Source organism: Ruegeria jejuensis (assembly GCF_041537905.1).
GTDB lineage: Bacteria > Pseudomonadota > Alphaproteobacteria > Rhodobacterales > Rhodobacteraceae > Ruegeria_C.
Genome location: NZ_JBGRUO010000021.1, coordinates 85,237 through 107,654, shown reverse-complemented (window position 1 = coordinate 107,654; position 22,418 = coordinate 85,237). Strand labels below are relative to the sequence as shown.

At 58.6% G+C, this 22,418-nt stretch carries 21 protein-coding genes and 1 pseudogene; 10 read left to right on the top strand and 12 right to left on the bottom strand.

The window, feature by feature from the left end:
- On the top strand, positions 1 to 123 hold a 123-nt coding region (locus AB1E34_RS20420; RefSeq protein ID WP_372570752.1), incomplete at its 5' end, for a transposase.
- Positions 124 to 140: 17 nt separating this feature from the next.
- On the opposite strand, the gene AB1E34_RS20415 is transcribed toward AB1E34_RS20420, so the two are convergent.
- Together AB1E34_RS20415 and AB1E34_RS20410 are read right to left on the bottom strand one after the other, a co-directional pair.
- Positions 141 to 1,256, bottom strand: coding sequence for a hypothetical protein (locus tag AB1E34_RS20415; RefSeq protein ID WP_372574163.1), 1,116 nt, complete (start codon positions 1,254 to 1,256; stop codon positions 141 to 143).
- A 545-nt stretch (positions 1,257 to 1,801) separates the two neighbouring features.
- Positions 1,802 to 3,127, bottom strand: coding sequence for an AICE element replication initiation protein (locus AB1E34_RS20410; protein ID WP_372574162.1), 1,326 nt, complete (start codon positions 3,125 to 3,127; stop codon positions 1,802 to 1,804).
- On the opposite strand from AB1E34_RS20410, the gene AB1E34_RS20405 reads away from it, so the two are divergent.
- Positions 3,126 to 3,461 (top strand): hypothetical protein, encoded by a 336-nt coding sequence (locus AB1E34_RS20405; protein WP_372574161.1) that lies wholly within the window; start codon positions 3,126 to 3,128, stop codon positions 3,459 to 3,461. The two genes, AB1E34_RS20410 and AB1E34_RS20405, sit on opposite strands and share 2 nt — an antisense overlap.
- Before the next feature lie 376 nt (positions 3,462 to 3,837).
- Here AB1E34_RS20405 and AB1E34_RS20400 read toward each other — a convergent pair whose 3' ends face one another.
- From AB1E34_RS20400 to AB1E34_RS20385, 4 genes are all read right to left on the bottom strand, one after another.
- Positions 3,838 to 4,146 carry a hypothetical protein gene (locus tag AB1E34_RS20400; RefSeq protein ID WP_372574160.1) on the bottom strand — a complete coding sequence of 103 codons (309 nt, stop codon included), beginning with the start codon at positions 4,144 to 4,146 and terminating at the stop codon, positions 3,838 to 3,840.
- A complete protein-coding gene (locus AB1E34_RS20395) occupies positions 4,146 to 4,343 on the bottom strand; it encodes a helix-turn-helix domain-containing protein (protein ID WP_372574159.1) in 198 nt (65 codons plus the stop codon). The genes AB1E34_RS20400 and AB1E34_RS20395 overlap by 1 nt, the downstream gene beginning before the upstream one ends.
- Before the next feature lie 110 nt (positions 4,344 to 4,453).
- Positions 4,454 to 5,326, bottom strand: a complete 873-nt coding sequence (locus AB1E34_RS20390) for a hypothetical protein (protein WP_372574158.1) — start codon at positions 5,324 to 5,326, stop codon at positions 4,454 to 4,456.
- A complete protein-coding gene (locus AB1E34_RS20385) occupies positions 5,313 to 6,479 on the bottom strand; it encodes a tyrosine-type recombinase/integrase (protein WP_372574157.1) in 1,167 nt (388 codons plus the stop codon). Before AB1E34_RS20385 ends, AB1E34_RS20390 begins: the two co-directional genes overlap by 14 nt.
- Positions 6,480 to 6,984: 505 nt before the next feature.
- Here AB1E34_RS20385 and AB1E34_RS20380 point away from each other — a divergent pair.
- A pseudogene (locus AB1E34_RS20380) lies at positions 6,985 to 8,102 on the top strand (IS3 family transposase).
- Between the two features lie 190 nt (positions 8,103 to 8,292).
- Here AB1E34_RS20380 and AB1E34_RS20375 read toward each other — a convergent pair.
- The 3 genes from AB1E34_RS20375 to smpB all read right to left on the bottom strand — a co-directional run bounded on the left by AB1E34_RS20375 (position 8,293) and on the right by smpB (position 10,881).
- On the bottom strand, positions 8,293 to 9,477 hold the full coding sequence (locus AB1E34_RS20375) for an amino acid aminotransferase (protein ID WP_372574156.1): 1,185 nt from the start codon (positions 9,475 to 9,477) through the stop codon (positions 8,293 to 8,295).
- Positions 9,477 to 10,331: a 3-mercaptopyruvate sulfurtransferase gene (sseA, locus tag AB1E34_RS20370; RefSeq protein WP_372574155.1), complete on the bottom strand. Its 855-nt coding sequence runs from the start codon at positions 10,329 to 10,331 to the stop codon at positions 9,477 to 9,479. The genes AB1E34_RS20375 and sseA overlap by 1 nt, the downstream gene beginning before the upstream one ends.
- Before the next feature lie 73 nt (positions 10,332 to 10,404).
- Positions 10,405 to 10,881, bottom strand: a complete 477-nt coding sequence (gene smpB / locus AB1E34_RS20365; protein ID WP_372574154.1) for an SsrA-binding protein SmpB — start codon at positions 10,879 to 10,881, stop codon at positions 10,405 to 10,407.
- A gap of 249 nt (positions 10,882 to 11,130) precedes the next feature.
- On the opposite strand from smpB, the gene AB1E34_RS20360 reads away from it, so the two are divergent.
- From AB1E34_RS20360 to AB1E34_RS20345, 4 genes are read left to right on the top strand one after another with little or no spacing between them, the layout of a single operon-like run.
- Positions 11,131 to 13,233 carry a hydantoinase/oxoprolinase family protein gene (locus tag AB1E34_RS20360; protein ID WP_372574153.1) on the top strand — a complete coding sequence of 701 codons (2,103 nt, stop codon included), beginning with the start codon at positions 11,131 to 11,133 and terminating at the stop codon, positions 13,231 to 13,233.
- Positions 13,230 to 14,888 (top strand): hydantoinase B/oxoprolinase family protein, encoded by a 1,659-nt coding sequence (locus AB1E34_RS20355; RefSeq protein ID WP_372574152.1) that lies wholly within the window; start codon positions 13,230 to 13,232, stop codon positions 14,886 to 14,888. The genes AB1E34_RS20360 and AB1E34_RS20355 overlap by 4 nt, the downstream gene beginning before the upstream one ends.
- Positions 14,885 to 15,949, top strand: coding sequence for a pyridoxal phosphate-dependent aminotransferase (locus AB1E34_RS20350; protein WP_372574151.1), 1,065 nt, complete (start codon positions 14,885 to 14,887; stop codon positions 15,947 to 15,949). Before AB1E34_RS20355 ends, AB1E34_RS20350 begins: the two co-directional genes overlap by 4 nt.
- Positions 15,946 to 16,686: a maleate cis-trans isomerase family protein gene (locus AB1E34_RS20345; protein ID WP_372574150.1), complete on the top strand. Its 741-nt coding sequence runs from the start codon at positions 15,946 to 15,948 to the stop codon at positions 16,684 to 16,686. The genes AB1E34_RS20350 and AB1E34_RS20345 overlap by 4 nt, the downstream gene beginning before the upstream one ends.
- Before the next feature lie 4 nt (positions 16,687 to 16,690).
- Here AB1E34_RS20345 and AB1E34_RS20340 read toward each other — a convergent pair whose 3' ends face one another.
- Positions 16,691 to 17,227, bottom strand: coding sequence for a peroxiredoxin-like family protein (locus AB1E34_RS20340; RefSeq protein WP_372574149.1), 537 nt, complete (start codon positions 17,225 to 17,227; stop codon positions 16,691 to 16,693).
- Between the two features lie 165 nt (positions 17,228 to 17,392).
- Between AB1E34_RS20340 and AB1E34_RS20335 the strand changes: the two genes are divergently transcribed.
- Entirely contained in the window at positions 17,393 to 18,085 is a 693-nt protein-coding gene (locus AB1E34_RS20335) for a helix-turn-helix transcriptional regulator (RefSeq protein WP_372574148.1), read from the top strand.
- Between the two features lie 82 nt (positions 18,086 to 18,167).
- Here AB1E34_RS20335 and AB1E34_RS20330 read toward each other — a convergent pair whose 3' ends face one another.
- Positions 18,168 to 18,773 carry a TetR/AcrR family transcriptional regulator gene (locus AB1E34_RS20330; protein WP_372574147.1) on the bottom strand — a complete coding sequence of 202 codons (606 nt, stop codon included), beginning with the start codon at positions 18,771 to 18,773 and terminating at the stop codon, positions 18,168 to 18,170.
- Between the two features lie 140 nt (positions 18,774 to 18,913).
- Here AB1E34_RS20330 and AB1E34_RS20325 point away from each other — a divergent pair, with 140 nt between their 5' ends.
- Positions 18,914 to 19,375: a (2Fe-2S)-binding protein gene (locus tag AB1E34_RS20325; RefSeq protein WP_372574146.1), complete on the top strand. Its 462-nt coding sequence runs from the start codon at positions 18,914 to 18,916 to the stop codon at positions 19,373 to 19,375.
- A gap of 1 nt (position 19,376) precedes the next feature.
- On the top strand, positions 19,377 to 21,557 hold the full coding sequence (locus tag AB1E34_RS20320; protein WP_372574145.1) for a xanthine dehydrogenase family protein molybdopterin-binding subunit: 2,181 nt from the start codon (positions 19,377 to 19,379) through the stop codon (positions 21,555 to 21,557).
- A 37-nt stretch (positions 21,558 to 21,594) separates the two neighbouring features.
- On the opposite strand, the gene AB1E34_RS20315 is transcribed toward AB1E34_RS20320, so the two are convergent.
- Entirely contained in the window at positions 21,595 to 22,284 is a 690-nt protein-coding gene (locus AB1E34_RS20315) for a DUF1045 domain-containing protein (protein ID WP_372574144.1), read from the bottom strand.
- Positions 22,285 to 22,418 lie beyond the last annotated feature (134 nt).

Below are 22,418 nucleotides of genomic sequence, written 5' to 3'. Positions count from 1 at the left end.
CGCATTGAGATCATGTTCGGACGCCTGAAGGATTGGCGGCGCGTCGCCACCCGATATGACAGATGCCCAAAGGTATTCCTCTCGGCCATCGCTCTCGCTGCTACAGTCCTATTCTGGCTGTAAATCAATGAGTCTGGAGCCTAAAGAAGCTTGCCAATCTCAGCAACCAAATCTGACGCGCTAGCGTTGATAAGACGTACTCTATCTTTGGAGCCCCCGCAGAATATTTGGCTTAAATTTTCTTGGACTGAGTCTGTTTCATACTTCGGCAGGCCCAAACAAGTCCCCCAAACGTCACAATCGTTGGTAGCATCGTAACTAGATAGAATTCGCAGGTTTTGTTTATGATAACCAAACCCTAGAAAAACGACCTGATCACATTTTTCAATGGAATCAATCACCGCGTCTCGATACTCTCTCCGCAAACCCTCGAAGCCCTCCGTCTCGGTAAACATCTTAATTGGGTCCCAAAGTAAATAGCCAATATCATTATCAGTTTGCCCAAATGGCACTTCTGATTTGGCTTTTCTAATAAAAGCCTCAACACTGCTGAAGGGGTTAGCCTCTGAAAGTGATCCGTAAGGATGCCAGATCTTAAGCGCTGCCGAAAGGCGATTTTTGTCCTTCGGGCCCAGTCTGAAGTAGCTAACGACATAGTATTTAAAAAACTGTTCAAGACACCGATCGTAGTTGAAGACGACAAAAAGAACACGCGCCAACCTGTCCAAAAACTCATCAAAATCACCGGCTTCAAGTAGGCAATTAATTAGTGCAAATAACCAAGTATTTTCAATTTCGTTTACCGGAAGTTGGAGCTGAAGTGATGCGTCGTCGACATAGAGTGAGCTCTTTCGCTCTGCTTCTGCAATTAATTTCCGCGTCAATGCCTTACCCAACTTAACAATGCGTGGGTTTTCTCGGTGAGTGTGAATGAAATTATCTATCGACGGGGAAAGCAGAATATTGTCTCGAATGAACCATGCATCATTTACATACTTATTGATTAACCTTGCCTTGGCTGCGATCTTGTTTGGGAGGTTTCCCGCATCTTGGCTGCGAATGCCGTCGAATAATATCATTTCTTTGATTATGCTTAGGAGCCAGTCATCTTCTGGGTCTGGACGGGTATTTGTCAATCCCACTTGCGGAATGTCACAAATTGCGTGAATTTGAGTTTTCAATTCTGCACCAGTGGGTAGGCCATATTCCTTACTCGCCCCCGCCCCTACTACAAATACAGTTAATTTCTCTGACATCTAGAAGCCAATCTAACTAATTTTTCAACAAAACCAAACAGTTACGGTCCACTAGCATCCCGCAGGCCAAATGACGACACTACTTGGAAATTTAACGAACCCTACTAGGTTTCTTGGTGAAGGCTCAAGGCAAGAAGAAAGTGACTGTTTGTACATTCACCAATGTACGTCAGTATCCAAACCAGTCATTCGAGCGCCTGCATCGAAAGGCTTGTTTGTCCGGATAATGTTGAAAAACTCGAAATTTCTGCGCTCTCGATTTTCCGCCAAACTCGGGTGCGTCAGAAAAGTCGGCCCTGCTTGCATTCAGTAGACCATGAGCGCTTCTTACATGGTTACACCCGCGTTTTGGCCGACCCCCTGGCCAAAATTTGCAACCGGCTTTCTGTGGTCAAATTTTATGTCGGTTTTCGGCAAAATAGGAGTTCTTCAACACTATCTCCGCAAAGCGGCTGTCTCACAATGTCATTCTGCATATCGCAGAACACCCGATTTGATCGTCAGCATCGTCAGCAAAACCAAATGCTGACGATGCTGACGATAGATCAGGCACTTTCTATCCTGAGAATGCGCTCGCCTGCATGGCCTTGGCGATCAAAGGAAATGGACACACCCATCCGGCGCAAGGGCGGTTGCACGCGGCGGATTGCGCCTGACAGCCGGTTGAGTTGGCGGGGGTAGCTGTTCGGGTCGTCGGTCAGATGGGGATAACGGTTTCTCAGCGCTGCGTTCAGGTCGGTGATGGTGCCGGACCAGCGCTTCTCTTCGGCAATGAACTTCAGGATTGCCAGCGCCACTGGGTTGCCCTCAACGCTGGCTTGGTCGGATGTTGTCCTGTTGGTGGCATAGGCGGTCAAGAACGATCCTTGTGGCCAGCCCACGGCAGGTTCGGCGGCTGTGACCCATTTGGCAAAGTCCGCCATGCGTGGGCGCTCTGTCAGCGTGACGGTGGTAAGATTGGCAAGTGCAGCGGATACAGCATCCAGCAGACCCGAGAAGATGCGGGGCGCATCTTGTGCCAGGGCGCGATTGAACTCACCTTCAAACTGCCGCTCCGAGGCTGGAATGGTGGGCAGGTTCACCACAATGGCGCGATCCGCCAGATCAGGGCGCGTGGCCAGGTCGGGAATGCCGTTCAGCAGGCAGGGGCGGACTGCGGTAAACAAGCTCTCTTCCGCATCCGTGTGCAGCTTGCGGGTGCCGAAGCCACCGCCCGTAGCGATCCGGCAGAAGGCATCCGCCATGCCGGGTTTGATGTTGGAGAGATTGTCGAAGGCCAGCACATGATTGTGCTTGGCGGCAATCACTAAGTCCTGCTCCGAATTGGGCGTACTGCGCGCCATTGGGTTTGCCGGATCGATCAGGGACCGCAAGACACGGGCCGTGGTGCTCTTGGCGCTGCCTTGTTCGCCGTTGAGGATCAGAATGGGGTAGGGGCCGCGCGGGTGGAAACAGCCCAGGAGCCAGGCCACCAGCATGCGGAAATCATCGTCACTCGCCACATTCACATATTTGCGCAGCAGGGTGATATCTCCGGTGCCAGGCTGGGGCATCGGCAATGCCTCCTGAGAGACCGCGCGTCGGAACCTGGCGGGCGGGTGATCCAGCACTTGCCAGCCTTCGGATGTAACAACCACCGCCTGCCAGGCAGCGTTGCCCAGATCGACATAGACTGTGCGTCCTAGATAGCCGATCCGGGAAAAGGCCGGATATTCCTCGCCTTCGAACAAAGCCTGGCCCTTGAGCGCGCGGCGCTGTTCTTCCAACGCGGCCTGGCTGAGCATCTTTCCTTCTGCCTGGTAGTGGTCAAAGGACAGAAAATCCCGGAAATGACCACTTTCAATGGGCCAGTGTTCCTTATGATTTCCCATGGAAAGCGTGGCAAAACACTCCTTTTGCGGGGTGCGCCAAAGTTCGCAAATGTGCGTCATCTTCCGCGTTTTTCCGCTCTTTTCCGTGTTTTTCCCTGTCTGTGATTTGCAGGGTTTAGCCGTTTTTAGCAGTCTTTCTATGTCTTCTTCTGTCCATCCTTGTTCAACCGCATCAGCGGCATCCCAGCCGGGGAACATTTCGTCACTTTTGGTTACTTTTGCGGATATTGCGGGATTTTTCGGGGTGATGAAAAGTTCGGAAATGCGTGTTTTTGCGGTGCACAAAAGCGCACTTTTTAGCACATTTGCGTACTTTTCCCCGGGTTTGTCGTGATCGGGCCAGAGAATGATTGTCCGGCCTTGGAGCGGAGAAAGGTCGGTTTTCGTTGCTGCATTGGAGCCTCCAAAAGTGGTGGTTGTGAGGTAACCCAGTTTGGACAGGGCGTCCGCGCATTTCTCGCCTTCCACGAAGATGATGGGCGTCGTTAGATCAGCATGCGCGATCTTGTCCAAGTTATAGAGCGGGCGCATGTCCGGCGCTTTCCATTCTTTGCGGATCACATCAAAGGGCAAGAAGAACTTGCCCCCATCGGCGCGCTCATAGCGATTAGCGACCAGGACAGGCTGGCCTTGCTCGTCGCGATAGACATAGCAGTGCTTGGGCGTGCCGCATTTCTGGTGCGGAGGCGGGGTGAAGCGTTCGTGTTTCATTACCAACCCCCCAGCATGCATTGAAGGTCACGCGCCGCTTCAGGCTGTTTGAGGCCGCGAATATAGGCGTAGAGGCTGATGGGATCGCCGCCAGTATCACCGGTGGCGAAGTCCCCCCAAAAGCCGGTGACCCGGTTGATTAGGAATGACCCCAAGCGCCGGTCGTCGCGGGTTGGATTGAGCGCGCACCACTCGTTGCCGCGCCATTCGCCATTTGGCAACCATTGCGGCAGCAAAGAGGGCAGGCGCGGCATGATCCGGCAATTGATCGCCGCAAAATTGACGGGGGTCCAGTTCTCGTCCAGCATCACGCACCCCCTTGCAGGCGAGAAGCAACAAAGGCTTCCACATCCTGCATCCGGTAGCGCACCAGGCGACCGGCTTTGACAAAGGGAAGGTTGTAGCGCTTGGTGCAGCGCCAGACATTTAGAGTTTCAACAGAGACGCCGAGATAGTCCGCGACCTGCTCCGGCGTCATGAGGCTTTTAGGGAAAGTGTTAGCCATTTCAAGAGGCTCCTTTACACGTTGGTACATGTGAAAGAATTGCCATCAATCTTGATGCTGTTCCATTTGATCCGGTCGTCGTTTTCACCCCCACTTTTTGAGGGTCAAAACTACGACGCCCAGGCGACTTTGGCCTCTCGGACCTCCCTGATCTTTCTTACGATCAAACTGCGGGGGTAAGCCTCGCCAAACTTGATCAAGCAGTGTTCGGCTGCATCTACTGTCCGCGAAATGTACTTGGTATCGGCCAAATCCGCTTCATATCGACCTTCGGTGAAAGGCAGGTCGGAGCAGTCTTCCCATATCTCTTGGAATACCATGACAAAGGTGATCAGCGGGCTATTGGTTGGTTGCCCGTGCTGACGCACCCGTTCGCGGTACCTTTCTTCGGAATTGTCAATCTCTGACTGTTGCGCGTTGGCTTGAAGCCAATACTCGGACTTTTCAGCCTCGTACTGTTTTAGATCACCGCTGAATCTGGGCGGTTCCAAGGATTTGGGTTTTTGTATCTTAGCGCGTTCAAGCCCCACCCTGAGATCAGACAAAAGACCGTTCAGCCCTCTGAAGGGGTCGATCATTGGGTCTCCCAACGCGTTGGCAATCGTGGTTCCCTTATGCGAAAAAACTGCGCCCGTAGGGTTTTCGAGCTCTGCATAAAGCCGCACGCTCGCATCGCCGACTGTCGCGAGGGATTGCAATTCTCTTGCGAGTTTCTGTACGGCTTTTTGGACTTTGGCGAGCGCCCGGTTCTCGTCCTCGATGGTTGCCGCGTTTGCTTCCTTTTGCTTGGCTTGCAGAAACCCAAAGAGAAGGTTGAAATGTTCCTGCGCGAAACGCGCTGCATCGATTTGGTCCGCTTCTAACCCCATGTGGGACAACAGTTCCCGGAAATAGGCGTCTCCAAACCCATAGCCATCATAATCGACGCCGCAGCGCATTTTCAGTATCGCGACCGCCCCCGGATCAACATTAAAGATCGTCATTTTTTGGTGTCTGCCCGTTGCTCATGTATCCAAACATTACGTCCGTGGCTTTGTTCACGGATTCTCGGACGGGGTCCAGATTGAGACGGGCATAAATTGCCGTAGATTGCTGGCTGCGATGTCCCAGGGATTTGCCGATGATGTAGCCATTGGCCCCGGTGGCGGCCTGATAGCTGCCAAGCGTGCGGCGCAGATCGTGAATGCGCAGATTGTCGATACCGGCTTCCTTGAGGATGCGCGCCCAGGCTTTCTTGGGGTCGGCAAGGTGGCCGGATGTGCCGGACCCTTCGAACACATAAGGGCTCTCGGAGGCCCATTTGCGTTCGGTCAATATCTCCATTGCCTGTTTCGGCAGGTGAATGGTTTGCGCATCACCGTTCTTGGTGTCCTCGACACGCCAGGTCGCGCTGGCAAAATTGATATCCTGCCAGCGCATCGCCAGCGTGTTGGACTTGCGCGCGCCGGTCAGCAGGGAAATCATGAAGAAATCCCGCGCGGTCTCATTCGGCTCATTCGCCAGGGCTTCAAAGAAGCGGGGCAACTCGTCAGGCTGCAAGAACCGATCGCGGCTCTTTTCCTTGAACTTCTTCACACCGATGGCGGGATTGGTGCCCGCCCATCCCCATTCAATCGCCTTGTTGAAGATCGACCGGATACGTTCCAACAACCGGTTGGCCTGGTAGACGCCATTCTCCTTGCCGATCTTGGCATGCAGCCGCTCCACCTCGGCCCGCTCAAAGCTGGATATCTTGCGCTTGAACCAGTGTTTAAGAAACTTGTTCACTTCGCGCTCATCATAGGCCCAGGAGCGCTTATGAACCTTGGAATACTTCTCCATGTAGTCGCGGAACAGATCACCAAAGCGCATCTCATCGCGAACCGCGCGCTTGTCCTTTTGCGGATTGGCCCCGCTGGCAATCTCGCCCTTGGCCGCTGTTGCCAGCTTGCGGGCATTCTCGATGCTGATATCCGGGAACCGCCCCAACAACAGCCGTTCCGGTCGCCCCTCGATCCGCTTGTAGAGATAGAAAGACTTGGTACCGGTGGGTGTCACCGCCAGAACCAGCCCTTTCTCACGCTCATCGTAATAGTAATCCTTGCTGCCTTTCTTGGCGGCTGGGGCTTTTGACAAGGCGGCTTTGGTGAAGTTCAATCTGTGACTGGCCAATGTGCTACTCTCTAACTTGGTGCTACGATGGTGCTACACCAGAGCGCAAATTTGGGCAATGTTGAGAAGTGATCAGCCAATCTAAAGATCAAATAACATACAGATAAATAACAACTAAATAATCACCCGCAACGCTTGTCAATCTACAGCCCATGAGGCTCATAACCTGAAGGTCAGAGGTTCAAATCCTCTCCCCGCAACCAAAATAATCACATAAATACAACACGTTACACACCACCCAAGGGCGGTGTTGCTATTCGTGCCAACACCACTGGAAGCATTGTGGAAGCAAGCGGAGGCAATTGGAACCGTGGCGGAAACGCAACACGAGAGATTGAGGGCAATCTTGCTCTAGCTACCAAGTTCTTCGCGACCTCAGAAAATCCCATCAGGGTTCCATTGTTGGACTTGATCGATGCATACTCTATGGACCTGTCGCGGTTTGATGCCGCTCCTTTGATAGCATTTACTGCAACAAAGGAGACGAACTATGGGGCTGAAGCTGACGGATGAATTTCGCCAAGATGCGGTGCGGATTGCACTGACCAGTGGGCTGACGCGTAAGCAGGTGGCCGATGATCTGGGTGTTGGCATGTCGACACTGAACAAATGGATCACAGCGCATCGGGACACTGACGTGGTTTCGAAAGAAGATTTGGACCTTGCCAGAGAGAATGAGCGACTTCGGCGTGAGGTCCGGCTTCTCAAGGAGGAGAGGGAGATCTTAAAAAAGGCCACCCGATTCTTCGCGGGCCTAAAGCAATGAGATTTAGGTTCATCGAAGAGCACAGGGACCACTTCCCAGCCAAGCGTTTATGCAGAGTCGTTGGCGTCAGCACACGTGGGTTGCGTGCCTTCCGCAGCCGCCCAGCCAGTCGCAGACAGCGGACTGACCTGGTCACGCTTGCCCAATCCCGTCTCAGCCTTGGCAGTTACGGTCGTCCGCGCATGACAGAAGAGTTGAAGGAGATCGGTCTGGATGTTGGGCACCGCCGTGTGGGGCGGTTGATGCGCCAGAACGGGATATCGGTGGTCAGAACCCGTAAACACAAGGTGACAACCGACAGTGACCACAAGTTCAATATCGCACCAAACTTGCTGGATCGTGACTTCACCGCTGACATGCCAAACCAAAAATGGGCTGGTGACATCAGTTACGTTTGGACGCGTGAAGGCTGGCTCTACCTTGCTGTCATCCTCGATCTGCATTCCCGGCGTGTCATCGGTTGGGCCGTCAGCAACCGCATGAAGCGGGACCTCGCCATCGGGACGTTGAAGATGGCCGTAGCGTTTCGACAGCCACCCAAGGGCTGCATCCACCACACGGATCGCGGTAGCCAATATTGTTCTCACGATTACCAAAAGCTCATGCGCCCGCATGGGTGCAAGGTGTCGATGAGCGGCAAAGGCAATTGCTACGACAATGCCGCCGTCAAAACATTCTTCAAAACCATCAAGGCCGAGCTGATCTGGTGACGGTCATGGGGAACACGACGGCAGGCTGAGATGGCCTTCTTTGAATACATCAATGGCTTCTACAATCCACGACGGCGGCACTCAGCATTGGGCTGGAAAAGCCCGGTCGCTTTCGAACGGAAAGTGGCCTAAACGAGCACTTGGGGCGGCACAAAAGCGTGACAGGTCCACTACCGTGGCCAAGCCCCGCAGATCCTGCTGAACCGCCAACTCAAGAAGCTAAAGCTACCAACCATCCTGCGGGAATACGACAGGCAGGCTCGGCTCTGCGCCGTTACTTGAAAACGGACAGGTTCTAAATTGTTTACTGCTTGCGCGTCTCTCAGATCCCGATATCGACAATCGCCTGAGCCAAGACTGGCACCGTCTGCGCATTGAGACCCGCGATGTTCATCCGACTGTCGCCAATCATGTAGATACCATGCTCAACCCGCAGTTTCTCGACCAGTTCCGGGGCCGCTCCGATGCGGGAGAACATGCCACGATGTTGCGCGATAAAGCTGAACCGGTCCGAGCCGGACAGGCGCTGCAATTCATCGGCAAGTTGCTGGCGCAGGCCCAGCATGGACAGACGGACCTCTTCCAACTCCTGCTGCCAGTCAGCGCGCAGGGCGGCGTCATTCAGGATCGTGGTCACCACCCGCGCGCCGTGATCGGGCGGAAAAGAATAGTTCTGGCGGTTCAGGAAGGCGAGCGTGGACTGGTTCAGCCCAACCTGTCCTTTATCCTGACTGATGGCCATCAGCAGCCCGGTGCGTTCGCGATAGACCCCGAAATTCTTCGAACAGCTTGCCGCGATCAGGCATTCGCTGACCGATGAGGCCACCAGCCGTGCGGCGGCTGCGTCTTCCTCCAACCCGTCGCCAAAGCCCTGATAGGCAATGTCGATCATCGCGATCAGGCCCTGTTCATTGATCAGATCAACAACCGCCTGCCATTCCACCAGATTGAGGTTCGCGCCGGTCGGGTTGTGGCAGCAGCCATGCAGCAGCACTACGTCGCCGGGGCGGGCCTGTTGCAGGTCTTCCATCATGCCGCCAAAATCGACACCGCGCGTTTCGGCGTCGAAGTAGCGGTAGGACACCATTTCCATTCCCAGATAGTTCAGGATCGAGACATGGTTGGGCCAGGTCGGGTTCGACACGAAAATCCGCGCCGAGGGGTTGGCCATGCGCACCAGCTCAAACGCCTGCCGACAGGCCCCGGTACCGCCCGGCGTGGCGACGGCTGCGATGTTCTCGCGCGCCACCGCGTCGCCCAGGATCAGGTTGATCATCGCGTCCGAATAAGCCGGATCTCCAGCAAGGCCGGTATAGGCTTTCGACTCCTGCTCTTCCCAGACCTTCTGTTCAGCGGCCTTGACCGCGCGCATCACCGGTGTGATGCCCTCGGCATTCTTGTAGACACCAACGCCCAGATCGATTTTCTGGTCGCGCGGGTCTTCGCGATACATCTGCATCAGCGCCAGAATTTTGTCAGCGGGCTGGGGCTTGAGGTTTTCGAACATCAGGTTTCTCCGGTTGCGACGGGCAGGGTGGGGAAGGCGCCCCATTCAGCCCAGGAGCCGTCATAAAGGGAATGGTCGGATTCGCCGAGCCGCTCCAGCGCGAGCGACAGGATGGCGGCGGTCACGCCCGACCCGCAGGTGGTGATCGCGGGTTTCTTGAGGTCCACGCCGGCGCTTTCGAAGATAGCACGGCATGCCTCGGGCGCTTTCATCGTCCCATCCGCGTTCAAAAGCAGGGTGTGCGGCACGTTACGCGACCCCGGAATATGGCCTGAGCGCAGCCTCTCGCGCGGTTCAGGGTCAGTGCCAGCAAAGCGACCCGAGGAGCGGGCATCGATGATCTCATGATCATGCAGCTTGGCGGCGGCGGACACTTGCGTCACATCGCGGATCAGGTGGTTCTGAACCCGCACCGTCATGTGCCGGTCGCGCACCACTGGCGGCATATCCTCGATCTCGCGGCCTTCGGCCTGCCATTTGGGAAATCCGCCATCCAGCACGGCGACATTCATCTGGCCCATCAGGCGGAACAGCCACCAGACGCGCGCCGCAGACATCAGCCCGGCACCGTCATAGACCACCACCTGATGGCCATCCCCGACGCCCATCGCCCGCAGGCGGGACATGAACTTTTCCACTGGCGGGGCCATATGGGGCAGGTCGGAACGTCGATCGGAAATATCGTCGATATCGAAAAACCGCGCACCGGGGATATGGGCCTCCTGGTACTCGGCCTGGGCATCACGGCCCTGTTGCGGCAGATACCAAGACCCGTCCAGCACCCGCAGGTCGGGATCCTTGAGATGCGCCGCCAACCAGTCGGTGGATACCAGAGTTTTCGGATCGTCCTGCATCAGAGCCTCCGCCGTTATCGCAAATTGGGCTTATACAAGCGGCTACTCTCACGCAAGGCGTGATCAGCCCGGACTAGCCATGATCCTTGAGCAAACGCTGCTTCTGACGCGACCAGTCGCGTTTTGCCTGGGTTTCGCGCTTGTCGTGGGTTTTCTTGCCCTTGGCGATGCCGATCTTCAGCTTGGCGATGCCCTTGTGATTGAAATAGAGCACCAGAGGCACCAGCGTCATGCCCTTGCGCTGGGTGGCGTTCCACAGATTGGACAGCTCTTTGCGCGAGACAAGCAATTTGCGCCGCCGCCGCTCTTCGTGTTTGAACGACTTGGCCTGCTCATAAGGCGCGATATAGGAGTTCACCAGCCATAGCTCGCCCTCTTCGACCGCCGCGTAGCTTTCAGCGATATTCGCACCGCCAACGCGCAGTGATTTGACCTCGGACCCTTCAAGGATCATGCCGCATTCGATGTCATCCTCGATCGCATAATCATAGCGTGCCCGCCGGTTCTCGGCGATCACCTTGTAGTTTGGGTCTGTTTTCTGCTTGGCCATGGGGCGCAGATTTAGGCGGGCTTGCCCTCCGGTGCAAGCCATGTCGCATCCGGGGAAGGTTTCGGCCTGCTCAGGTCGCAAATTGGCAAGCGGCGGGTGGTTCGGGCTGACAGGCTAGTCCCATGACCCATTTGCATATTCCTCAGAGACTGGACCGCCGGGCCACCGGCTGCGACCTCGTCGCCTGAACCGCCCTGCGGGCCAAAGGCCCTTGAGCGTGACGGATGACGGCAAGAGTTGGAAGTGCAAATGACGGGTTCCCCCAAGCTGCGGCTGGCCATCGATATCGGTGGCACCTTTACCGATACGGTTCTGGTTTCAGGAGAGGACAGGATTGTCGGCGCGACCAAGACGCTGACGACCCATGACAACCCCGCCGAAGGCGCGATGCAGGGCGCGCGGCATGTGCTGGCGCAGGCCGGGCACAACCTTGGCGATTTGTCGGGGTTCATCCATGGCACTACTCTGGCCGCCAATGCCCTGATAGAAAAGCGCGGGGCGCGGGTGGCCACCATCACCACCGAAGGCTTCCGCGACATTCTGGAGATCGCCTATGAGAGACGCTATGCGCAATATGATCTGAGCCTGGAGAAGCCCGATTTTCTGGTGCCGCGCGACCGGGCCTTCACGATCCCCGAGCGTATGGTGGTCGTTGGCAGGGTGCTGCGTCCGATTGACGAGACGGCGGTTGACCCCTTGGTGGAGAAGCTGGACGCAAGTGGGGTCGAGGCGGTGGCGATCTGCCTGCTGCATTCTTATGCGAACCCCGGTCACGAACACCGGTTGCGCGCATTGCTGCGGGCAAAGCGCCCCGACCTGACGATCTCGATCTCATCCGATGTCAGCCCCGAGGCGCGCGAGTTCAACCGGCTGAGCACCACCGTGGCAAATGCCTATATCCAGCCGCTGATGGCCTCTTATCTGGACCGTTTGCAGGGTCTGTTTACAGCCCAAGGGCTGCAATGTCCCATCCTTATGATGACGGCAGGCGGCGGGATGTGCACGCTGGAGACGGCCACGCGATTTCCGATCCGGCTGGTAGAATCCGGACCTGCAGGTGGCGCGGTGCTAGCCGCCCATATCGCGGCGCAGGCCGGGCTGGATCAGGTTCTGTCACTGGATGTCGGCGGGACCACGGCCAAGCTCTGCCTGATCGACAAGGCGCAGCCGCAAAGCGCGCGCCAGTTCGAGATCGGGCGCGCGGCCCGTTTCATCAAAGGCTCCGGAATGCCGGTGCGAATCCCGGTGATCGAGATGATCGAGATCGGCGCCGGGGGCGGTTCCATCGCCGCTGTCGACCGGTTGGGGCGGCTGACAGTTGGTCCAAAAAGCGCTGGATCAGAGCCTGGCCCGGCCGCGTTCGGGCGCGGTGGCACCGCCCCCACGGTCACCGACGCCGACATCGAACTGGGGTTCCTGCGGCCCGAGGGCTTTGCCGAAGGGCGGATCACGATTGACCCGGTGGCGGCGCGCGCAGCGCTTGCAGATCAGATCGGCGCCGCGCTTGATCTGAAGGTGACCGAGGCCGCGGATGGGGTCAGTCGCATCGTTCAGGAAAGCATGGCCTCGGCGGCCCGGATGCACGCGGTGGAATCGGGCAAGGATCTGGGCAGCCGCACCTTGATCGCGTTTGGCGGCAACGGACCGCTGCATGCCAGCCGGGTCGCGCGCTCTGCCGGGGTGATGCGCATCCTGATTCCGCCCAACCCCGGCGTCGGGTCTGCGGTTGGCTTCCTGTTCGCGCCGGTCTCGTTTGAAATCGTTCGATCCCGATACGCGCATTTGGAGAGTATGGACTTCTCGCAGATCAACACTCTCTTCGACGGCATGCTGGCCGAAGCAAGTGCCGTTGTGGCGCAAGGCGCGGGAGGGGCCATGCGGTCCACCCAACGCAGCGCCTTCATGCGCTATGGTGGGCAGGGCCATGAAATCGAGATTGCGCTGCCGGATCGTGCCCTGACCGGTGCCGATCTGCCTGACCTGATCCTCGCTTTCGAGGGCGAATACAGCAGGCAATTCTCCAGACCGGTGCCGGGTATGACGATCGAGATCTTGAACTGGTCGGTGCGGGTGTCCACCGATCGCCCGTCCTTGAAAGATATCCCCGAAATCCCAATGGTTAGAGTCTATCCGTGCGAGGAAACTACCTGGATCACCTGCGATATAGATGGAACGCCGCAGCAGGCCGCACATGTCGAACGCGCCGACCTGCGGCCCGGGGATCAACTGCAAGGCCCCGCGCTGATCACCGAGCCCCAGACCACCACGCTTGTGTCCAGCGACTTCACCGCGCAGGTCGATGCGATGGGCAACCTGGTGCTGACCCGCCACCCGACAGGAGGTGCTGCATGACAAACTCCCATTCCCCCGCTCGCTTGCAGGTCATGTGGAACCGCCTTTTGGCGGTGGTCGAGGAACAGGGGCAGACCCTGATCCGCGCTGCCTTCAGCCCGATTGTGCGCGAATGCGGCGATATCTCGGCAGGTCTTTTTGATGCGCGGGGCCGGATGCTGGCGCAGGCGGTGACCGGAACGCCGGGCCATATCAACACCATGGCCGAGGCGGTCAAGCATCTGATGCGGCGTTTTCCCACCGCGCAGATGCAACAGGGCGACATCTATATGACCAACGACCCTTGGCTGGCCTCAGGGCATCTGAATGACTTTCTGTTGCTCATGCCTGCCTTCCGGCAAGGCAGGGTGGTCGGTTTCACCGCCTGTACCTCGCATCTGGTTGATCTGGGTGGGCTGGGCATGGGGCCGGAGGGATCAGATATCTACGACGAGGGGCTGCTGATCCCTCCCTGCAAGCTGGTGTCGCAAGGCGCGCTGAACGCGGACCTGATGGAGATCATCCGCGCCAACAGCCGGGAACCCATTGCGAATGAAGGTGACATCTATGCCCTGATCGCCTGTTGTGAGTCGGGGGCAACCCGTTTGGTCGAGACGATGGAGGAATTCGGTCTCGACGATCTGGAGGCGCTGGGTGGCTATATCATCGATACCTCCAAGCGGGGCACGCTGGAGGCCATCGCAGAGGTGCCGAACGGGGTCTATCGCAATGTGTTGCGGACTGATGGCTATGAGAGTGAATTGGAACTGCATGCAACACTGACAGTCTCTGACACTGGGATGCATGTGGATTTCTCAGGGACGTCGGGCTGTTCCGGCAAGGGTATCAACGTGCCGCTGAACTACGCGACGGCCTATACCGTCTTTGCGCTGCGCTGCATTGTCGGGCCGGATATACCCAACAATGCAGGCTCATTGGCGCCGTTCACCGTTGGTGGTCCCGCGGGGTGCATCCTGAATGCGCAACGGCCCGCGCCGGTGGCCATGCGCCATACACTGGGGCAGTTGACGCCCGATCTGGTCTTTGGCTGTCTGCATCAGGCGCTGCCCGATCTGGTTCCCGCCGAAGGGGCCTCCTGCATGTTCGATCTGCCCATGCGGCACACGCCGGAGGTGGTGCGGGCGGGCGGGCGCAGCTTCGCCATCGAGCCGGTACACAATGGTGGTACCGGCGCGCGGCCTTATGCGGATGGCCTGTCGGCCACTGCCTATCCCTCCGGCGTTTATGGCTCGCAGGTCGAGATCACCGAAGCGGTCGCCCCGGTCACCATCTGGGCGCGTGAGCTGCGGCCCGATTCCGGCGGCGCAGGCACATATCGGGGCGGGTTGGGGCAGCGGATCGAAATGTCCTCGGCCAATGGCGCGCCGTTTCTGGTGTTTCTGTCGGTCGAACGTCTCAAATACCCAGCTCTGGGCCGCGCGGGCGGACGTCCGGGCGCAGCAGGCCGCATTCGCCTGCGTGGCACAACCGAAGATATCCCTGGCAAGTGTGAGCTGCGTGTCGGACCCGAGGATCACCTGATCTTCGAGACCCCTGGCGGCGGCGGGTTTGGCCCTCCCGACAAGCGCGATGCGGAGGCCATCGCGCTTGATCTGAAGCGCGGGCTTGTCACCGAGGCGGGGGTGAGGCGCGATTATAGAGGAGGCAAACCATGATCCGCCCGGTTCCACATGTGGCCGCAATGGCCCCTTATGCGCTTGCCGATCTCGGCAGTGATATGACTTCGATGGCGCAGAACGAAAGCGCCTTTCCTCCAAGCCCGAGAGCGCTGGCTGCCGCCCGGGGCGCCGTGACGCAAGCGCTGCTTTATCCCGATCCCGATTGGATTGATCTGCGCCACGCTATTGCGGAAACACACGATTTAGACCCTGATATGATCCTGTGTGGCGCTGGGTCGATGGAGTTGATTGGTTGCCTGATCCGGGCCTATGCGGGTGATGGCCGTGCGGTTTTGGGTACTGAATACAGCTATGCGTTTGCAGCCTCTGCCGCGTTGCAGGCGCAGGCGGTTTACCGGCAGGTGCCGGAATCGGGGCTGACTGTGTCGATCGACGCGATCCTCGACAGTGTAACCCCGGATGTGGTCTTGGTCTTTCTTTGCAATCCGGGGAACCCAACCGGCACGATGGTGCCAAATGCCGAGATCTTGCGCCTGCGCGATGACCTGCCGGAGCATGTGCTGCTAGTGGTCGATCAGGCCTATGCCGAATTCTGCGACGCGTCCAATGATCCTTCCGGTATTTTTGCGCTGGCTCAACGCGGTGATACCGTGATCCTGCGCACGTTTTCCAAGGCCTACGGGCTGGCAGGTGCACGGGTGGGCTGGAGTTGTTTTCCGCTCGCCATTGCAGCGCAGGTTCGCAAACTGCTCAACCCCAACAACATCGCCACCGCCTCGCAGATGATGGCCGCTGCGGCGATACGCGACCGGGCGCATATGCGAGAGATGGTGCGCAAAACCGAAGCCATCCGCGACCCGTTTGCCAATCGCTGTCGTGCGCTTGGAATTGATGTGCCGCATAGCCATACGAATTTTGTTCTGCTCAGGTTTGGCGACGCCAATCAGGCCACTGAGGTCGATCAGACGCTCAAGCGCGCCGGTCTGCTGATGCGCGGCATGGCGGGTTATGGCTTGCCTGACTGCCTGCGTGCCACGATCTGCGATGCACCGGTTATGGAGCATGCAGCGTCCGTATTGAAGGGGGCATTGTCATGACTACTGAAAACCGGGGATTGGCGCGGATCGGTGTTTTGGTCCCTTATACCAACACCAATCTTGAACCGGACCTGATGCGGATGCGGGTGCCGGGCACGACGCTGCATGCTCAGCGCATGGGCGGGTATGATGCGGATGAGATTCCCGGATCTGACCAGATGGCCGGGCTGGGCGCCTCCGATATCAGCCATGATCTGCGGATGATCGCGGGCGTGCGCCCGGATATCGTGCTCTATGGCTGCACCAGCGCCACCCTGACTCACGGACCGACATTCGACACTAAACTGGCGAAATCCATCGCTGATACCTGCCAGGCGAAATGCGTGACAGCCGCCGGTGCGCTGGTTGCCGCGCTTCAGGCACTGGGGGTCCAGCGCATAGGGTTTTCTTCGCCCTATCTGGATGAGATCAACCAGCAGGCGGTACGTTTTCTGGAAAGCAACGGGATCGGCACAATACGCTGTGCTGATATCGACCGTACGCTTGGCAATTACGGGCAGGGCGAATTGACGCCTGCTGAGATTCACGACCTGGCCCTTCGGGCCGATCACAAACAGGCCGAGGCGATTGTCCTCTCCTGCACTGATATGCGGTCGGTTGAAGTGGTCGCAGAGATCGAGGTGGCGCTGGGCAAACCGGTGGTCACCTCCAATCAGGCGATGATGTTCTGCGTGATGCGAGCGCTGGGCCTGTCCCGGCATTCTGCGCTGCCGGGGCGGTTATTTGAGTGTTTGTGAGCGTTCAGACGGCCCCTTCGTACTCGCCCCGCGCCGGGTAGTTGTTGGCGATCGCGAAATCCAGCGCGCCCACGAGTTCCGAGAAATGCGGTCGCACAAACGGCATGGTCTGAACCGAGCCATAGTAAAGCGTCTGCTGGGGGGTCACCATGAACAGGCCCGGCTCGGCAAACAGCGCTGGTTCCTCGATCCCGATCGAGGTCTTGCCGCGCGAGGTCGAGATATAGAGACCCCACTCCCGCGCCTTTTCCAGCGGCAGATCGTAGCCGAAGCGCAATTTGGTTGCGCTGATCTTGTCGGCCATATCGCGGGTGCGCTCTTCGCCGTCTGTGCTGAGCGCCAGCGTTTTCACTCCGCGTTCCGCGAAATCGTCCACCCGCTTTTCCAGTTCGGTCAGGTAGGTGGCGCAGATCGGGCAATGCAGGCCGCGATAAAAGCAGATCACCGTTCCTTTTTCCGACCCGTCCGTGGCCAGGTCAAATTGGCCGTGGTCCAGCGTTGGGACGGATAGATCAGGGGTTTTCTGGCGCGGCATAAGCATGTCTTGGTCTCCTGTGAGTGGGGCTTGCCGAAGCAGATAGCGCAAGTTAAGATCATAAAAATATCAAAAACATGATCCAGACCCCGAAACATGGACCGTCTTTCTGCCCTTATGTCGCGATTTAACCTCTCCGTGCGCCCTTGTGCGGTGGAGGAGGCGAATTTTGTGATTATCGCAGAGGCGCGCACCTGCCGCCCTGCTTATCTGATCTACAGCGCAGGGGGCGCGCTGACCGCGTTAGAGCCTCATAGAGAGGCGGTTTTGCTGAGCGCACGTGTCACATGGGGAGGGCCGCAGAACCCGTTGCTGGCGGCATTGCCTGATGAGATACATCAGGACCTGACCAACGACCCCGAGATGCAGGCGGTGGTTGAACTGCTGCTTGCTGAACAAACAGCGGCACGCTGCGGGTCGGCCTCGGTGCTGAACCGGCTGGGTGAGGTGCTGCTGGTCCGGCTGATGCGCCGCCAGATCGAGCAGGGAGAGATGCAGGTGGGCCTGCTGGGTGGTCTGGCCGATCCCCGGCTGAGCCGCGCCATCGTCGCGATCCACCACCAGCCCGGACATGACTGGCGGGTCGATCTGCTGGCGCAGGAGGCGGGCCTGTCGGTCAGCCGCTTCGCCGAGCTCTTTCGCCAATCGGTGGGCATTACGCCGCTGGCCTATTTGCGGAAATGGCGGCTGACCCTTGCCCGACAGGATCTCGAACGGGGCGACCGGGTGCAGCGGGTGGCGAACCGGTATTGCTATGGCTCGCCCGAGGCATTGAGCCGCGCGGTTTCGCAGGAATATGGACAGACCCCGATCCAGATCAGAAAAGCCGCCGCTGCTCAAAACGACGTGTTTCCAGCCAGCTAAATGCCCTGAGAAGTTTTGTCGTCAGGTGTTTATCTTGACGCGACTCTGCGCCAAATGCCGTTTCCCGCTTTTTGGATCGCGCTCAGGTGGTGCCGTATCGGCTCATCATCATGTCAACGGCGCTTTCCACGACATTTGCCATTTGCGCCTCGCTGAGGATGTCACCGCCCAGGATCACCGGCCAGAATGCCGTGGCCTTGAGCAGCGCGAGAAACTGTTCGGCGGCCTCGTCCGGGTCTTCGACGTTAAGCTGCCCGTCCTGGGTCGCATCGCGCAGCATCTCGGTAAAGACTCGTTTCGAATCGATCTTGCCCTGAACCGACGCGGCCAGTTGCGGATTGCGCAGATTTTCGCTGATGACCAGCCGGGCGATGGCCATGACCTCGGGTGAGGTCAGCAGGTGCCCCTCGGCCCAGGCGAGGTCGGTCAGTTGGGCTCGGATGTCGCGGTCGGGGTCGTAGGCCATGCACAGCGCATTGGCGAATTTCTCATAGAAGATGCGGACAATCGATTCGAACAGCTTTTCCTTGCTTTCGAAATACTTATATACCGTGCGCTTGGAGACTTTGGCGCGCGCGGTGATGCGATCCATGCTGGCCGCGGCAAAGCCCTTTTCCTGGAACTCGGCCACGGCGGCATCGATGATCTGCGCGTGTTTCAACGCATTGAAAGTGTCGCAGCTTGTCATACCTTCCACCTATAAGGCCAAGCTTCGGCGTGGGTCAAACAGAGCTGTAAACTTGCGAGTTTACACTCGTGCATCCCTTAAGTAGAGTAAACCTGCCAGTTTACCCGATGCGGGAAACAAGCATGAACAGGAGATCCCTCATGGCACTGACGTTGAAACTGAACGGCGAGACACGCGATGTCGACGCCGAGCCGGGCACCCCTCTGCTCTGGGTGATCCGCGATGAACTGAAGCTGACCGGCACTAAATTCGGCTGCGGCATCGCCTCCTGCGGGGCCTGTACGGTGCATCTGGATGGAGAGCCGGTGCGGTCCTGCCAGACCTATGTGGAAGATGTGGAAGATGCCGAAATCACCACGATTGAGGGTCTGAACAGTGATATCTCGGTTGCTGTGCAGCAAGCCTGGACCGAGCTGGACGTGGTACAATGCGGCTATTGCCAGTCGGGCCAGATCATGTCGGCGGTTGGGTTGCTGAGCGAAAATGCCAAACCCACGGTCGAAGAGATCGACAGTTATATGGATGGCAATGCCTGTCGCTGCGCCACCTATCAACGTATCCGCGCCGCGATCCAGCGCGCATCCGATATCATGGAGGCCTGATATGACCCTGAATACATCACGCCGAGGGTTCCTCAAAAGCGCTGCTGCCGCTGTTGCTGTCCTCTATGTCGGGGCTCGCCCGGACGGGGTCATCGCCGCAGCGAACGCAAATGGCGCAATGCTCAATCCCTTCGTCAAGATCAGCTCTGACGGGACGGTCACCGCCATCGTCAAGCATTTCGAAAAGGGGCAGGGCCCCGCGACCGGCTTGACCACGTTGATCGCCGAAGAACTGGGCGTTCCCATCGAGGATGTCGCGTATGAATTTGCGCCCTCCGATGCCGGGACCTATAACAACCTGCTCTTTGGCCCGTTCCAGGGCACCGGCGGATCTACCGCCATGGCAAACTCGTTCATGCAGTATCGTCAAGCTGGCGCCGCTGCGCGGGACATGTTGCTGCAAGCCGCCGCCAACGCCTGGGGTGCCGATGTGGCTGAGTTGTCACTGGAGGACGGCGTCATCAAGGGGGCCGGGCACGAGGCACCTCTGGCCGAATTTGTCGCGGCCGCCGCCGGGATCACACCCGCCGCCGAGCCGCTCCTGAAAGACCCCTCAGAGTTCAAGCTGATAGGCAATGCCGATGTGCGCCGCAAGGACACGCCGCCCAAGATCAACGGCACGGCCATGTATGCGATGGATCTGCATATGGACAATCAGATGATTGCCGTGATCGCCCGTAGCCCGCGCATGGGCGGGCTTGTCGCCAGTTTCGACGAGTCCGATGCCAAGGGCATCAAGGGCTTCATCCGTGCCGCGGAACTGCCCAACAAGGCCGGTGTCGCCGTGTTTGCGGAAACCACCTGGGCCGCGCTGCAAGCGCGCGATGCACTGGCTGTCGAGTGGGATTTCTCGGCGGCCGAGGCGCGATCCTCGGACGCGATCCGCGATCAGTTGATCGCCGCCGTGAATGCCGACCCGGAATATAACGTCACGGGCAATGATCAGGCTGACGTCGCGGCCAGCATCGACGGTGCGGCAACGGTGCTGGACGAGACCTTCTACTTCCCGCTGCTGGCCCACGCCCCGATGGAACCGCTGACCTGCACCATCGAGGCGACCGCAGATGGCGGTGTGCTGTTGCATGATGGCTGCCAGATGCCCACCGGCCCGCATATGGCGCTGTCCCAGATCCTGCAATTGCCGATGGAGAAAGTGCAGATCAACACCATGTTCGCGGGCGGCTCATTCGGGCGGCGCGCAACCCCCACGGCGGATTATCAGGCCGAGGCGGCGCTGGCCTTTGCCGTGACCGACCGGACCCGCCCGGTGAAACTGGTCTGGTCACGCGAGGATGACATCACCGGTGGCTATTACCGTCCGGCCTTTGCCCACCGGGTGCGCGTGGGGTTGGACGACAGCGGCAACATCGTCGGCTGGGACCACCGCATCGCCGGTCAGTCGATCATGAAGGGCACCCCGTTCGAAAGCGCTATCGTGCATGATGGCGTCGATCACAGCTCGATCGAAGGCGTCCCGGATTCGCCCTACAACATCCCTGGCCAGTTCGTCGGACTGACCGATGTGGCCAAGGCGACAACGGTTCTATGGTGGCGCTCGGTGGGGCATACCCATACGGCGTATGTCATGGAAAGCATGATCGACATGGCCGCCAAGGCCGCCGGTCGTGATCCGGTCGATTTCCGTCTGGCGTTGCTGGAAGGCGGCGACAAGGACCAGGCGCGGATTGCCGGGGTTCTGAAACTGGCCGCCGACAAGGGCGGCTGGGGCAAGGCGGTCGATGGTCGGACGCAAGGCATCGCGGTGCACAAGTCCTTTGGCAGCTACGTGGCGGAAGTGGTCGAAATATCGGGCGATGCCGACACCGGTGTGCAGATCGAAAAGGTCACCTGCGCGGTCGATTGCGGCATCGCGGTGAACCCCGATGTGATCAAGGCGCAGATGGAAGGCGGCATCGGCTACGGCCTGGGCCACGCCATGCGGGATGAGATCACGCTGACTGAAGGCGCGGTGGATCAGTCCAACTTCCCGGATTATGAGCCACTGCGCATTGGAGACATTGGCGCTATAGAGGTGCACATCATACCCTCGACCGAGCCGCCGATGGGCGTCGGTGAGCCGGGCACCCCGCCCTCGGCCCCGGCTCTGGCCAATGCGATTGCTGCGACGGGGCACCGGGTCACGGCCTTGCCGATGATCAATAGCGGCGTGGAGTTCATGTAACGCCAACAGCACCGCCGGCCCCCTGCTGGCGGTGCCTTTAGCCACCCAGAGGGTGGCGTGAGAGCAGGTGGAACCTGCCATCGTCCGCCTCGCCCATCAGGCACAGGTCGGAGATCGGGTAGGGGCTGGGAACACAGCCCTCGAAATACCGGGTCAGTACGGGCTGTAGCTGCTCCCGTACATCTCGCCGGAGCGGTCCGGTCAGGGTCATGTGAAACTGGAACGCCTCCATCACGAACGGATATCCCCACTGATCCAGCAACGCGCGCTGCTGCGGGTTCAGGCGGTCGGGATTGCGCTTGGCGCGCTCTTCGGCACTCAAAGGCGCGCGCCATGTGTTGGTCGCCTCGATGACTTGCGCCGCCAACTCAGTGAGCGGCCGGGTTTCACCGACCGGGCGAAACGCCAGAAACGAACCCAGCGAGGCCACCGACACCCGGTCCAGCGTCACCGGGCTCAAATTGCGCGCAAGATCGTCCGTCATGTCCCGAAGACTGCCAAGGGTCACGCCCTGCGCCGGACGGAAAGGTGGGCGCAATGTGCCGTGAAATCCGTACTTCCGAGGCCGCGCCGTCAGTTTGCGATTCGATCCGGGTAGCTCATCCAACGCGGGAGGTGCAGGAGCAAGGCCCGAAACCGGGTCCCAGCCGAGCCATTGGGCGGCCTTTTGGGCCAGTATTCCCTCCGGTGGCGTGTGAAATACTGCGTATCTGCTGTAATTGTTCATTTTCGCCCTGGTGCCGCCGCCCGAGTTTCACTGCTAAGTGGCGGTAATCAATGGGAAACCTGTTTGTCTGATGCAAGAATTATCCCGACTTACGGGAATCCCCGTATTTTCGACTCAACGGAAAATAGGTTAAC